Below are 12,559 nucleotides of genomic sequence, written 5' to 3'. Positions count from 1 at the left end.
GTATGCCGGCGTGGCAGGTGCACGCCCAGTCCACGTGATGTGCGCCATACTCCGCTCCTATACCCCCGGGGGTACTTGCATACCCCCCACGGTATGTGTCATGGTGTGTCGACACACGCCCTTCACTTCTGAAGGGACGTCGAGCGCTCGTTCCGATACCCCCACCCCCATAAGGAGACCAATGCCCCTGCCCGACGCCCTTCTGGATACCGAAGAACCACGCGTCACCTCGCCCGGCGTGCTCGGGCGCGCAGGAGCCGCGATGGTCACCCACCGCAGGTGGGTGTTCGGGGTGTGGCTGCTCGCGCTGATCGCCCTCGGATCGGCCGCACCGACGGTGTTCACCTCGCTCGCCGGGGCCGGCTGGCAGGCCAACGGATCCGAATCCGTCCAGGTCCGCGAACTGGCACAGCAACACTTCGGCGGAAACTCCTCTGCCGCCGTTCAGGTCGTGGTGCACTCAGATACGGCCTCGATCGACGACACAGCCGTGCAGCAGACACTCACCGACGTCGCGACGGTCTTCGACGGGGACCCGCGTTTCGGGGAGATCGTGATGCCACAACCGGGTATGACGATCAGCCCCGACTCACACACCGGAATTCTCATCGCCGGTGCCAACGCGAGCACCGACGAGATGGTCAAAGCCGTCGACGACGTCAAGGGCGAGCTGACCGCCCTGTCCACCGACGTAATCGAGGTCTACCCGACCGGATCGTCGGCACTGTGGTCCGACTTCAACGTCGCCAACCACGACGCCATGATCCAAGCCGAACTGTTCTCCTGGCCCTTGACATTGGCGATCATGGTCCTGGCCTTCGGCTCACTCGTCGCCGCAGGCCTACCCCTACTGCTGACCGTGGCCGGACTCGTCGCCTCCGCCGGCGGACTCGTTCTACTCAACGAAGTGACACCGATCTCGGTATGGGCGATGAACTTCGCGATGATGTTCGCCCTCGCACTGGGTATCGACTATGCACTGTTCATCGTCGCCCGCTTCCGTGACGCTCTACGCAACGCCGATCCACGGGCTGCGGTCGCCGAAACCATGGACACCGCAGGCAAAGCCGTCGTCCTGTCCGGTCTGACCGTCCTGGTCAGCCTGTCGGCGGTGCTACTCGTCCCGGCACCGGCAGTACGAACGATGGCCATCGGCATCATGATGGCAGTGTCCTTCGTGCTCGTCGCCACCATGACACTGCTACCGGCAGCACTCGGTGCACTTGGACCGAAGGTCAACGCCGCATCGCTGCCCTACGCCAAGCGTCAACACCATCGTTCGCCGAAGTTCGCCGCGTGGGGTGAACTGCTGCACAAACATCCGTGGCCATTCGCCGTCGTCTCGGTCGGAATCCTGATCGCGCTGGCACTTCCGGTCCTCGGACTGAAAGTGGCCATGCCCTCCATCACCGTCGTACCCGAGGACGCACCCGTGCGCCAAGGATACGAACTGGTCCAAGCACAGTTCGGCGACGGCGCGCCCGGCGCATTGCAGATCATCGTCCCCACCGCCGACGCCGAATCCACCGCCGCGACCGCGAGCACCGTCGACGGAATCTCGATGGTCACCCCACCCCAACAAGCACTCGACGGATCCGACTACTCACTGCTGCAAGCAATTCCAGCAGTGGACCCGTCCGATGAATCGATGGGCACCATCCTGCAGGATCTGCGAACGGAACTGCCGGAGTCGGCACTCGTCGGAGGCGCTCCCGCGGAGAACCTCGATCTACAGCAGGCTCTGAACGACTACCTGCCGATCGTGATCGGCATCATCCTCGTCCTCGGCTTCGTTCTTCTGCTCGTCGCACTGCAGGCTCCGCTGATCGCACTCCTGGGAACCATCGTCAGCCTGCTGTCCACCGCTGCAGCGTTCGGCGTCGCGAAACTGATCTTCCAGGACGGACACGGATCCTCGCTGCTCGGATTCACCCCGCAGGGCTTCCTCGACGGCTGGGGGCCGGTGTTCTTCTTCGCCATGATCTTCGCCATCGCCATGGACTACACCGTCTTCCTTCTCGCCACAGCCAAAGAACACTACGAACACTCCGGTGACCCCAAGACAGCCCAGGTGGACGGACTCGCCCATTCCGGACGCGTCATCTTCGCCGCCGCCGCGGTGATGGTTGCGGTGTTCTTCACCTTCGCGCTCTCGGATCCGCTTCCGCCGAAGGAGATGGGAATTATCCTCGGTGTTGCGGTCCTGCTCGATGCCCTACTGATCAGACTGATTCTGCTTCCGGTGCTGCTGCGTTTGACCGGACACGGCGCGTGGTGGTCACCGGCATGGCTTCGCAAGGTATTGCCCTCGATCAGTTTCTCGCACTGACCATTTCGCCGATACAGGAGACACGATGAACATCGCACTGACGACCACCTTGACCGACACCGACTTCGACGCCGCAGTTCAGAGCACCAAAGCGGCATTGTCCGAGCAAGGTTTCGGGGTACTGACCGAAATCGACATGCAGGCAACCCTGAAAGCCAAGCTCGACGAGGACATGGAGAAGTACCTGATCCTCGGCGCCTGCAACCCGAACCTTGCACACCGCGCAGTCGGCGTGATGCCGCAGATCGGACTACTGCTGCCGTGCAACGTCGTCGTCCGCGCCGACACCACCACCCCGGGCTCGGTGATCGTCGAGGCAATGAACCCGGCGATCATGGTCGAGGTGACCGACGAACCCGGTCTGTCCGACGTCGCGGCAGAGGCAACCGTCAAGCTTCAGGCGGCCATCGATGCACTCAGTGGCGCACAGGCCTGAGCCCCGAGGCCTGAAGCTGCTACCCGTTCTATGCCCCCGGGGGTACCCTGACACTACCGGCACCATCTATCACCAAGGAGACCGACATGATCGGCGACGAAGACAGCATCGCATTGGTACTCAACCGCCTGCGACGTGCGCACGGCCAACTCGCCGGCGTGATCGGGATGATCGAGAACGGCCGCGACTGCAAGGACGTCGTCACGCAGCTCGCAGCCGTCTCCCGCGCGCTCGACAAAGCCGGGTTCAAGATCGTCGCCACCGGCCTCCGCGAGTGCATGACGGGCGAAGCAGCCGACAACAAGGAGCCCATGACCGAAGCAGAGCTCGAGAAACTGTTCCTCGCCCTGGCGTGAGGGTCAGCGCCTCGAGGTCAGGGGCTTGAGCACGCGACTCGGAACCCAGTGCGTCACCGTTTCACAGCGATCCTTCGAGGTGAGCTGATAGGTGACGCGGCCGATCCAATCGCCGTCGACGGTCATGGACCACTCGGTGAGGTCGCCCGGCACGACGGTGCGGACGTCGAAACCCTCGGCGGTGAACGTGCCACTGTGATGGGGAGGCTGCGGATAGAGGATGGACAGGTCGATCAGGACCTTCACTGCTGGGGTGAGCACCTTGAACGGACGACGGCGGGGATCCACTCCGCCGCTCGATCCGTTGACCCTCACTGTTCGACCATACGTTCGAATTCCTCAGGACTCAATCCGGTCGGAGCGTACACTGTACGGTGACGAAAGGTGGTTCACCATGTATGCGCTTCCTCCACTGGGTAAACAGGCTGAAAGACTGATCGAACTCGGCGTTCATTCGCTCGCCGGCATCACCGACGCGCAGCTCCACGACGCAGTCACCGATGCCACGGATGATTCGCTCCTCGTCCTGAGTGGCGTCGATCCGTCCGCGCTTGCACCGATGCTCGCATCGTCGGGCAAGCGCGGATTCGTCGTCTCCGACATGCCGGACGTCGACCGGTTCACTCCGATCGAGTCGCTGACGATCCCGGCGAGTCCGGCATACCTGGTCCACGGCCCGAGACGTGGCGACGAGATGGAGAACTGGAGCCCCGACGAGGCTCTTCCCGCCATCCTCGCTGCCGGCCGCACACCGCTGACTCTGCTCGAGGGCATGCACTGGCTGCTCCAGGTGCCCGAGGTGCTCGAACGGGGGCATTGCTTCATGACGATCGGGTCGCGGCTACGCAAACCGAACGGAACCCTCGACACACGGACTCCCGCGGTGTGGATCAGCAACGGAACCGGACGAGACGGAAAAGACAATCGCAACGCCCCGAAGGTCGGTTGGTGCTGGGCCGGGAACCGGCACACCTGGCTCGGGTTCGCGTCCGCCGCCCACCGGACGTAATTTGCCGCGAAGCGACTGGTGACAATTTCCAACGTTCGCACCACCAACTCGACAACGCGTCGCGTAACTGTGACTGTGGAGGGCGTCCTACCCGCCCGAAGTCTGGAGAAGTACCCGTATGAAGTTCCCGCGTCGCTCGATCGTCGTCATCGCTGCAGCTCTCACCGTGGGGCTCGCCGGTTGCGGGTCGGACGATGATTCGGACAGCGGCGTAGATGCGAACGGTGGCGGAGATATCTGCACCCAGCTGGAGGACATCTCGAATTTCGAGATGGAGTCACAGTCGTCCGCCGCGATCGACCCCGCCGACTGGCCGGGAATGCAGGCTGTGCTGAAGAAGTACGGCGACGGGCTCTCCGAGCACTACGACCCTGCGATCGAATCCGCGGACGCGGACATCGCAGCCGATCTCACCACGGTGCGCGACGCCAGCGCCCAGGTGACCGACCTCGTGACCGAGTCCTCGACGTTCGAGGAGTACCAGCAAAAGACCGAAGCCAGCATCGACGCGGAAAGCTTCACCGCCGCAAGCGAAGCCAGCACCCGGATCGATACGTACGCGAAGTCGAACTGCGAGTTCGCCAAGCAGATGCAGCAGCAGCAGCAGCAGCAGGATCCGCAGTTGCAGGAGATCCCACAGCAGGTTCAGCCGGGCGGGTAACCAGTGGCGCTCCGCCCCAGTGGCGCGGTTAAGTTCACCCTGGTGCACTTATTCGTGCCACTGGAGGCGGAGCCTCTCGCTACCCGAGGATCCGGCCGGCCCACCACCGCTTGAATGGTCCATTCATACGCTCAGATAGCTACCAAGTGACATTCAAGCGGTCGGCCGCCGGGTCCCAACCAGCAACCACACGCTGAGCCACGCGATCGACGCCGCCAACACGATCAGCCCTGCGAGGAGAACGAACTCGGGAACGAAGGCGCGCAGAGCAATTACGACGCCCGATGCCGCGTAGCCCACCAGCGCTAGTGCGGGTGGCCGGTTCGGTGCCGCAGCACAGGCCGCCGAGAAGCCGATTGTGCCGATCAGGAATGCCAAGGACGCGATGGTCAGCCCCGCTCCGAGGGTGCCGTCGCGCAATACGTCGACCTGCTCCGACGGCAGGTCGTAGAACACCAGGTTGATGACTGCTTCTGCGGCAACGAGAGCTGCCAGCGCCGCCACGTTCAGCGACGTCGCCACGACGGCGAAGGTTCCGCGCATTCCCGTCACGACGGCCAGCCCGATGACGAAGAAGATTGCCAGTATCTCCGCCATCGGCGCGAGCAATTGCGTCCATGCAGTCGTCGGCAGGAGCTCGGCTCGTTTGGCTGCGTTCACAAGGAGCACCGCGGCTGCGAGGACACCGCACCACGCAGCTTGTCGTAGGGGCAAGACTTGGGAAATCGACTCTCGAGCAGGAACAACGACCACGACGCCTCCCTATAACGAACGTTATTGATAACAGACGTTATAGTGGCGGGTGACGAAGTCGAAGTCAACAGACGGAGGGTGAATTGACCTCGCCCACGATTCGTGAGCAACTGATGTCAGGCACGCTGGCATATCTGTCATCGAGCGCCGCGCGTGACACTTCCGTGCGCGCGCTCGCCGCCGCCTCCGGTCGATCGACCATGTGCGTCTACTCCAAGTTCGGATCCCGCGACGCGCTATTGAGCGCGGTGTTCGATCAGGCCGCACAACAATGCCTGTCTGCCATCGAATTCGACGACGGCACAAGCACAGTGGCAGGCCGCTACATCGAGTGGGCGTCGAGCCATCCAGGCCTGTACCAGATATTGTTCGAGCACGATCTGACATCCCTCGGTGTCGACGCTAGCCACCGAACGGCGTTGATCCACACTGTGTTGGCTGTATTTGCCCGACGATCGGACGACGACGCCAAGCAGCTGTGGAGCGCGACCCACGGGGCCATCGTGCTGGATCGACTGACGGAAAGTAGCTGACGCGCCGGTCAACTCGCCAGACGGCGAACCTGACTCCACACCCCGTCGAGCGACGACGCGTCATTGCGCAGCTTCGCAAACAGAACCAGACCCTCCAACTGGGCAAGCATTGCCGACGCGAGGCGATCCGGCGTGTCGTCGGTAGAAAGACTGCCGTCGGCAACAGCCTCGCCGAGAACCTCTGCAACCAGAGCGATTTGTTCGTCGAAGACCGATTCCAGGTCCGATCGTATCGACGCATCCCGCGCCGACAGTTCCAGCGACAGGTTCGCAAAGATGCACCCATTGACCACGTTCGACTTCTGTTCTGCGCGAATATCATCCGCTTGCATGTCGAATAGGGCCTCGAGCCGCGCCAGCGGTGTCCCAGGCGTCGACAGTACCGCGACCCACCGGGCGCGCTCACTCCGCCAATGCTCGCGAATCACCTCACGGGTAAGCGCCTGCTTGGAATCGAAGTAGTAATAGAAGCTACCCTTGCGTACTTCGGCGACGGAACACACCTCGGCAACTCCAACGGCTTCGTAGCCACGGCTTCGGATGAGCGAGCAAGCGGCGTCGAGCACCCGTTCGCGTGCAGTACTGGTTCGGCCCATGAGACCACTATACGACCGGTCAACTACCCATGGACAAATAGTTGACCGGTCGTCTACTGTCAGGGAACTTCCCGACGACGCCAGGAGCACCAGAATGACGGACTGGACACTGACCCCTTTCGCACGCGACATCGGCCTCCGGTATCCCATCGTGCAGGGACCCTTCGGCGGCGGCATCTCCCGCGTCGCATTGACTGCTGCCGTGTCCGATGCTGGCGGTCTGGGATCCTTCGGCGCACACCATCTGGAGCCGGAAGAACTCGACGCTACCGTCGGACTACTGCAGTCCGCCACGAATCATCCCTTCGCAGTGAACCTCTGGGTTCCCAAGCCCGGTCAGCCCCACGAGCTCGATCGCACCACCTACGAGAGGTATTCCGACGCCCTACGCCCGTGGTTCGAGCGCGTGGATATGTCGCCGCCGGTCTATCGGCACGCCGCATCCCCAGACTTCGACGCCCAGGTGGAGGTCCTGCTGGAGCGTCGACCCGCGGTGTTCAGTTTCGTATTCGGCATCCCGAGCCCTGAGGTACTGGCCGAGTGCCGACGGCGAGGTATCCGAACCGTCGGCGCAGCAACACATCTCGACGAAGGGACCGCACTGCAGGATGCAGGGGTCGATGCCGTCGTCGCCGCCGGGTACGAAGCCGGGGGTCACCGCCCAGCATTCCTGCGCCCCGCAACGGATTCCGTGGCCACCGGTCCACTCATTGCACAACTGTCCGCTGCGCTCGACATTCCCGTGATCGCCGCCGGTGGTATCGCGGACGGCCGCGGGATCGCCTCTGCGCTGATACTCGGTGCCGATGCCGTCCAGATCGGCACCGCTTTCCTGGCCACCGATCAGTCCGGTGCACCCGACGCCCACAAACAGGCGCTCAGGTCACTGCGGTCCCGATACACCGCCCTGACCACGGCCTTTTCAGGCAGGCTTGCCCGCGGAATCCGCAACGACTTCCTCGACGCATTCGAATTCGCCGATCTGCCGCCGTATCCGCAGCAGAACTGGATGACCGCGCCGATCAAAGCGGCAGCCGCCGAGCGCGACGATGCCGAGTTGCTCGCACTCTGGTCGGGACAGGGTGCCGCATTGCTCACCGATCGTCGCGATGCGACCGAGCTGTTCGACTTCCTCGTCGCAGACACCGACCACATCCTCAGCGCCACACCGAGACCGACCACAACACGGGAGCCCATCGCATGAATGCAGTCAGGATTGCCGTCGTATTCCACAGCGGCTACGGACACACCGCACGGCAAGCATCCGCCGCCGCTCGCGGCGCCGAGAGTGAGTCCACCGAGGTTCAACTTCTCGACGTCAGCGCCCCACCGACCGACATGTGGGACATCCTCGACTCTGCAGATGCCATCATCTTCGGTGCACCCACATACATGGGTGGGGCGTCGGCCGAGTTTCGGCGTTTCGCCGAGGAGTCGTCGTCTGCCTGGTCCACGCAGAAGTGGCGTGACAAGTACGCGGCCGGATTCACCAACTCCGCTGGGGTCAACGGCGACAAACTGAACACTCTCATGAGCTTTGTCCTGCTCGCCGCCCAGCACGGAATGCATTGGATCAATCTCGGGCTACCCCCTGGATGGTTGTATTCGACGCACGGCTCCGCCGAGGACCTCAATCGCCTTGGCGGGTTCCTCGGGGCAATGGCGCAGTCCCCATCCGATGCCGGCCCCGAGATCGCCCCATCCGAATCCGATCTGTCGACCGCCGAGCACCTAGGTCGTCGCGTGGCGACGACGGTCGCGGCCCGAATGCCCGTGCGAACGAGTTGACGGCGCTCCGCCCCAAGTGGCGCGATTGAGTGCACCCTGGTGCACTTATTCGTGCCGCTGGAGGCGGAGCCTCCAGAGAGTCAACCCATCCGATAGGTCCCCAATCCCGTCGCGATCAGCCGCTCCGAGCTCGTGGCGACAATGTCGACTGCGCAGGTGCTCAGGCTGCGACCAGCACGGACACGCCTTCCGACGATGTCGATGCTCTCCGCGAACGCCGGTTCGACGAACTCGACCGCCATCGATATCGTGACACCGCGCAACTGCTCGGGCACGCGCTCGCCTGCCCACGCGGCGGCCATGATGCCGATGTCGATACACCCGGCAAGCGCGCCCCCGTGCACCATGTCGCCAACCGTGATCAGGTCGTCCTTGAACGGCATCCGCAGCCTGGCGTGTCCCTCCGAGATATCGATCAGCTCGATTCCCAGGTGTTGCACGAACGGCGATTGCGGCAGAAACATCGTCATCGCATCTGACCCGGTCTTGGGATTCATCTCTACCCCTATCGGAATTTGTTTCTGTTATCGGAATCAGACTACGATAACTTCATGATGTTGGAAACCCCCACCGACAGACGAAAGCGCCGGACACATACGGCGGTGCTCGACGCTGCCCGATCACTTTTTCTCGAGCACGGGTACCGCAGTACGACGATCGAGATGCTTGCCAGCGCAGCAGATGTTGCCGTCAGCTCCATTTACGCCAACTTCGCGGGCGGCAAAGCGGACGTGTACGCCGCCCTCGCCTGGCATACCACCACGACCCACGTGGACGAGATGAAAGGCTCGACGTCCATCGTCGACGCCTTCGACCGGTACGTGACGTTCCATCGGAAGAATCCCCTGGCGTTGCGACTACTCAGCCTGTACGACGTCGCAACGACCGAATCCGAACTGGTCGCGCTCGCGAAGCCTCGAATCGACGCAGCGCTGCAGGCGCTGGTCGAGACAGTCACGCGGGACATCACCGCGTCCGGATGCGATACCGATCCCCGTGTTCTCGTACTCACCACGTGGGCCGCGGTGAACGGGGCGGTGTCTCTTCGTCAGCGCGGAGTCGTCGACGAGAAGACACTCGACGCCATGCTGGCCGTCACCAGAGGCGATCTGCAAGGCCACATCACGGAGGACTCCCATGCGCACAGGTGAATTGACGCGGCTGGGACAGCTGCGCGTGATCGGCGACGCCCTTGCCGCTCAGACGATCGCCATGCCTCGCCTACTGCGCGGGATCACAGCGCCGAGTAGTCCGCGCTTTTCAGGTACCCGGCCGGCACCACCGGATTCCGGACTGTGCCGCGACGCTCTGCAGGAGGCGGAGGAGACCCTGACTCCTGCCGTGCTCGCCCACAGCCTCCGGTGCTGGGAGTTCGGTAGCGCCCTCGCTATGGTCGACGGTCGGTCGTTCGATCCCGAGAACCTTTATGTCGCAGCCCTCTTGCACGACATTCGCCTCGGCGCCCCGGTGGACGATCGCATAGGTTGCTTCGCTGTACTCGGCGCCGAACATGCGCGCGAGTTCGTGACCGCACACGGGGGTTCCGCGGAAAGTGGCCACTGCGTGTACACAGCCATTGCCCGACATATGGACGTGAAGACTCCACTCGATGCGGGACCCGAGGCCGCACTGCTTCACGACGCCGCTCATCTGGACGTCGTTGGCCTACGCGCACACGAACTCGACGCAGCATTTCTCGACGACGTCGAATTGCGTTTTCCACGACGTAGTTTCGCTGCCGAATTCACGACGGCAATGCGCATCGAGGCGCAACTGCGCCCACGCTCGACGGCAGCGGCGCTGTGGAAGTCCGGAATGAAGCTTGCGATCGCACTGAACCCCCTCGACCGGGGCACGCATCAGTAGCGCGCACTTACCGCCGCGGGACAGAAATCCGTGCAGGTGTTGGGCTTTCGCGTTCCGCGGACTTCCCGAGTCCACGAGAAGGACCCTGCGGCCGGCACGTGACAACACGAGCGCTGCACTCAACCCCGCGGCGCCCCCGCCGATGATCACGCTGTCGCACTCCACTGTCGTCCCCTCTTCGTCGAGTAGAGTGACGGTAGCAAATTGTTAACTGGTTAACAAAGGGGATGCGCATGACGCTCAGGGCGAAGACGATCGAGTCGTGGCGCATCCACAATCCCGACCTCGACACGTCGCCGATGACGATCGTCGCGCTCATCAAGGAAATCAGTGAGGGCGTGGGCCGAGCGGTCGACGATGTCTACGCACAATCTCCGCTGTCACACGCCGATGTCGAACTGCTTGTGCCACTGCGATACCAAACAGAATCGGTGACCGCGATCCGACTGGCCGAACGCCTCGGCATGTCCCGAGCGGGCGTCAGCAAGACGCTGTCGCGGCTCGAGGAAAGGGGGGTCATTGTTCGCGAGCAGGACCCTGCCGACAAGCGGTCCGCATCCGTCCACCTCACCGCGCACGGCGAACACCTCGTCGACGACATCTTCCCACGGGAGTTGGCTTCGCACGCAGTAATTCTCGACCGCCTCGGCAAGGACCGAGAACACGTCGTCACTGCGCTCGAGCTGCTCGCGAAGGCGTTCCGATGAGACGCCGCGTTCGGATGGTCGCATGCGCGCCTCTCGCATGGCTTGCGGCGACCCTGATCAGTGCATTCGCATTGGCCCCCTGGTGGAATAGCGTCGGCGATGTCGTCGTCACCTGGAACGTCGTCGGCGCCTTCGGGTTGATCCTGACGCTTCCGGGAGCCGTCGTCGTACTCATTGCTTCCACCGCGTTGGATACACGCGCCGGTCGCTGGTTCACCACCGTCGGCTTTGCCGTACTCCTCGCCTTCGGTGCATGGATGATGCTCGTCACTGTCGACGAATTCAACTCTGCACCAAGACGATACGACGAACCCTCGATGATTCCCGAGCTGACGACCGCAGAACAACTGGTGTTCACGACGCCCTACGTGCTGTACATCGGTCTGATCGTATGGGTCCTGCTGCTGATGTGGCGGGGTCCGCTGGTATCAGCGCTCCCGCGTCATGCGCCATCCAGCGCGAACGAGTAGCGTGGCCACGATCCACCCGACGAGTGCGCCCACCACCGGCACGGCAAACGGGAGATATTCGCGGACGGACCACCAGAATCCGGAGTTGTACCGTCCGACCACGTACGCGTAGTTCACGCGCACCGGCTGCGACATAGCCACGAGCAATATCCAGCCGACGGCGATACCTGCGACCAGACCGAACACCGACAGTGTGACTTTCAGACCTCGCATGACCAACCGTTCTCACTCACCGCACGCGCGTGCGTGATCCAGTGGGTCGATCCTAAACGGCCCTACCGAACACGACGAACTTACGGGTTTCGATCGATAAATCGACTGTGCGATCGGGTAATTCGGTTCGTATTGTCGATTCGGTCCGTACCGTCGTGCGCGAGCCGGCGATCGGCACGATCCGAGGCCGCGACCCACGGCGCGACATCGGGTACCGTAATCAGACCGCTGAGTTCGGATCCCGAACACGTCCAGCACTGCGCAGAGAGTCATGGAGGGATATGCCGAACCGTCCGGCTGCAGCTCTGCTGCTGACCGTCGTCACTGCCATTGCACTCGCAGGATGCACCGCCGGTACCGAGGACGCAGCTCCCGCGCCGTCTACGACGACAACGTCTGCATCACCGACTTCCACCAGTTCGGAAACACCTCCGCTCGTGCCGCCGACCGTTGTCGCCTCGGCCCCACCACCGCCGGCCTTCGAGCCGCCGGCAACGTTCGTCGAACCGGTCATCGTCGACCCGTCAGGTCCGACGGTGTGCGCCGACTGTGCGATCACGCCGACCGAACCGTCGGCGCCCTCCGAACCGAGTCCACCGCCGAATCCGGTGGACTGGCGCGGATTCCCGTTGGGCACAACCTGTGGACCGATTTCGTGCACGTCGCCGGACGGCCTGATCTTCGTCAACCCCGATGCCGTACCCGGCCTCGGCGGGCGGACCTTCGACCTGTGCGATCACACCTACTGCGCGCCTCCGGGACTGCAGATCATTCCCGGTCCACTGCCGTCCACCGGCAGCTCGGGGGGCGGGGGCGGAATCCCACCCGCACCTCGGTAACCG

Annotated in this window: 18 protein-coding genes and 1 pseudogene; 12 read left to right on the top strand and 7 right to left on the bottom strand. The window is 63.3% G+C overall.

Features of this window, described 5'->3' with window-relative positions:
* The first annotated feature begins 181 nt into the window (after positions 1-181).
* From A2J03_RS09925 to A2J03_RS09915, 3 genes are all read left to right on the top strand, one after another.
* Positions 182-2,329, top strand: a complete 2,148-nt coding sequence (locus A2J03_RS09925; RefSeq protein ID WP_068372837.1) for an MMPL family transporter — start codon at positions 182-184, stop codon at positions 2,327-2,329.
* 25 nt (positions 2,330-2,354) lie between these two features.
* Positions 2,355-2,765, top strand: coding sequence for a DUF302 domain-containing protein (locus A2J03_RS09920; protein WP_068372833.1), 411 nt, complete (start codon positions 2,355-2,357; stop codon positions 2,763-2,765).
* A gap of 86 nt (positions 2,766-2,851) precedes the next feature.
* A complete protein-coding gene (locus A2J03_RS09915) occupies positions 2,852-3,121 on the top strand; it encodes a metal-sensitive transcriptional regulator (RefSeq protein ID WP_068372832.1) in 270 nt (89 codons plus the stop codon).
* Positions 3,122-3,124: 3 nt separating this feature from the next.
* Here A2J03_RS09915 and A2J03_RS09910 read toward each other — a convergent pair whose 3' ends face one another.
* Entirely contained in the window at positions 3,125-3,436 is a 312-nt protein-coding gene (locus tag A2J03_RS09910; protein WP_068372829.1) for a hypothetical protein, read from the bottom strand.
* Positions 3,437-3,515: 79 nt separating this feature from the next.
* Here A2J03_RS09910 and A2J03_RS09905 point away from each other — a divergent pair, with 79 nt between their 5' ends.
* Together A2J03_RS09905 and A2J03_RS09900 are read left to right on the top strand one after the other, a co-directional pair.
* Positions 3,516-4,130, top strand: coding sequence for a DUF5701 family protein (locus A2J03_RS09905; RefSeq protein ID WP_068372842.1), 615 nt, complete (start codon positions 3,516-3,518; stop codon positions 4,128-4,130).
* Positions 4,131-4,248: 118 nt separating this feature from the next.
* Positions 4,249-4,791 (top strand): hypothetical protein, encoded by a 543-nt coding sequence (locus tag A2J03_RS09900; RefSeq protein WP_068372826.1) that lies wholly within the window; start codon positions 4,249-4,251, stop codon positions 4,789-4,791.
* Between the two features lie 153 nt (positions 4,792-4,944).
* Here A2J03_RS09900 and A2J03_RS09895 read toward each other — a convergent pair whose 3' ends face one another.
* A complete protein-coding gene (locus A2J03_RS09895) occupies positions 4,945-5,544 on the bottom strand; it encodes a hypothetical protein (protein WP_197480697.1) in 600 nt (199 codons plus the stop codon).
* Between the two features lie 83 nt (positions 5,545-5,627).
* Between A2J03_RS09895 and A2J03_RS09890 the strand changes: the two genes are divergently transcribed.
* Positions 5,628-6,077 carry a TetR/AcrR family transcriptional regulator gene (locus A2J03_RS09890; protein ID WP_068372822.1) on the top strand — a complete coding sequence of 150 codons (450 nt, stop codon included), beginning with the start codon at positions 5,628-5,630 and terminating at the stop codon, positions 6,075-6,077.
* Positions 6,078-6,085: 8 nt separating this feature from the next.
* On the opposite strand, the gene A2J03_RS09885 is transcribed toward A2J03_RS09890, so the two are convergent.
* A complete protein-coding gene (locus tag A2J03_RS09885; RefSeq protein WP_068372821.1) occupies positions 6,086-6,673 on the bottom strand; it encodes a TetR/AcrR family transcriptional regulator in 588 nt (195 codons plus the stop codon).
* Between the two features lie 94 nt (positions 6,674-6,767).
* Between A2J03_RS09885 and A2J03_RS09880 the strand changes: the two genes are divergently transcribed.
* Positions 6,768-7,877, top strand: a complete 1,110-nt coding sequence (locus A2J03_RS09880) for an NAD(P)H-dependent flavin oxidoreductase (RefSeq protein ID WP_068372820.1) — start codon at positions 6,768-6,770, stop codon at positions 7,875-7,877.
* Positions 7,874-8,461, top strand: a complete 588-nt coding sequence (locus A2J03_RS09875; RefSeq protein ID WP_068372819.1) for a flavodoxin family protein — start codon at positions 7,874-7,876, stop codon at positions 8,459-8,461. Before A2J03_RS09880 ends, A2J03_RS09875 begins: the two co-directional genes overlap by 4 nt.
* A gap of 80 nt (positions 8,462-8,541) precedes the next feature.
* Here the strand turns inward: A2J03_RS09875 and A2J03_RS09870 are convergent, their stop codons facing one another.
* Positions 8,542-8,958 carry a PaaI family thioesterase gene (locus tag A2J03_RS09870; RefSeq protein ID WP_068372818.1) on the bottom strand — a complete coding sequence of 139 codons (417 nt, stop codon included), beginning with the start codon at positions 8,956-8,958 and terminating at the stop codon, positions 8,542-8,544.
* A 54-nt stretch (positions 8,959-9,012) separates the two neighbouring features.
* Between A2J03_RS09870 and A2J03_RS09865 the strand changes: the two genes are divergently transcribed.
* Together A2J03_RS09865 and A2J03_RS31955 are read left to right on the top strand one after the other, a co-directional pair.
* Positions 9,013-9,612, top strand: a complete 600-nt coding sequence (locus tag A2J03_RS09865; protein WP_068372815.1) for a TetR/AcrR family transcriptional regulator — start codon at positions 9,013-9,015, stop codon at positions 9,610-9,612.
* Positions 9,599-10,327 carry an HD domain-containing protein gene (locus tag A2J03_RS31955; RefSeq protein ID WP_068372813.1) on the top strand — a complete coding sequence of 243 codons (729 nt, stop codon included), beginning with the start codon at positions 9,599-9,601 and terminating at the stop codon, positions 10,325-10,327. The genes A2J03_RS09865 and A2J03_RS31955 overlap by 14 nt, the downstream gene beginning before the upstream one ends.
* Before the next feature lie 21 nt (positions 10,328-10,348).
* Here A2J03_RS31955 and A2J03_RS31950 read toward each other — a convergent pair.
* Positions 10,349-10,477, bottom strand: a pseudogene (locus A2J03_RS31950) (FAD-dependent oxidoreductase); the annotation flags it as partial.
* Between the two features lie 83 nt (positions 10,478-10,560).
* Here A2J03_RS31950 and A2J03_RS09855 point away from each other — a divergent pair.
* On the top strand, positions 10,561-11,034 hold the full coding sequence (locus tag A2J03_RS09855; protein ID WP_068372839.1) for a MarR family winged helix-turn-helix transcriptional regulator: 474 nt from the start codon (positions 10,561-10,563) through the stop codon (positions 11,032-11,034).
* On the top strand, positions 11,031-11,504 hold the full coding sequence (locus tag A2J03_RS09850; protein WP_156520304.1) for a hypothetical protein: 474 nt from the start codon (positions 11,031-11,033) through the stop codon (positions 11,502-11,504). Before A2J03_RS09855 ends, A2J03_RS09850 begins: the two co-directional genes overlap by 4 nt.
* On the opposite strand, the gene A2J03_RS09845 is transcribed toward A2J03_RS09850, so the two are convergent.
* Together A2J03_RS09845 and A2J03_RS09840 are read right to left on the bottom strand one after the other, a co-directional pair.
* Positions 11,463-11,717 (bottom strand): hypothetical protein, encoded by a 255-nt coding sequence (locus A2J03_RS09845; RefSeq protein WP_068372809.1) that lies wholly within the window; start codon positions 11,715-11,717, stop codon positions 11,463-11,465. The genes A2J03_RS09850 and A2J03_RS09845 overlap by 42 nt on opposite strands.
* A gap of 220 nt (positions 11,718-11,937) precedes the next feature.
* Entirely contained in the window at positions 11,938-12,405 is a 468-nt protein-coding gene (locus A2J03_RS09840; RefSeq protein ID WP_068372802.1) for a hypothetical protein, read from the bottom strand.
* Positions 12,406-12,559: the final 154 nt, after the last annotated feature.

It is taken from the genome of Rhodococcus sp. EPR-157 (genome assembly GCF_001647195.1).
Taxonomy (GTDB): Bacteria; Actinomycetota; Actinomycetes; order Mycobacteriales; family Mycobacteriaceae; genus Rhodococcoides.
This window is presented reverse-complemented; position numbering and strand designations above follow the sequence as displayed.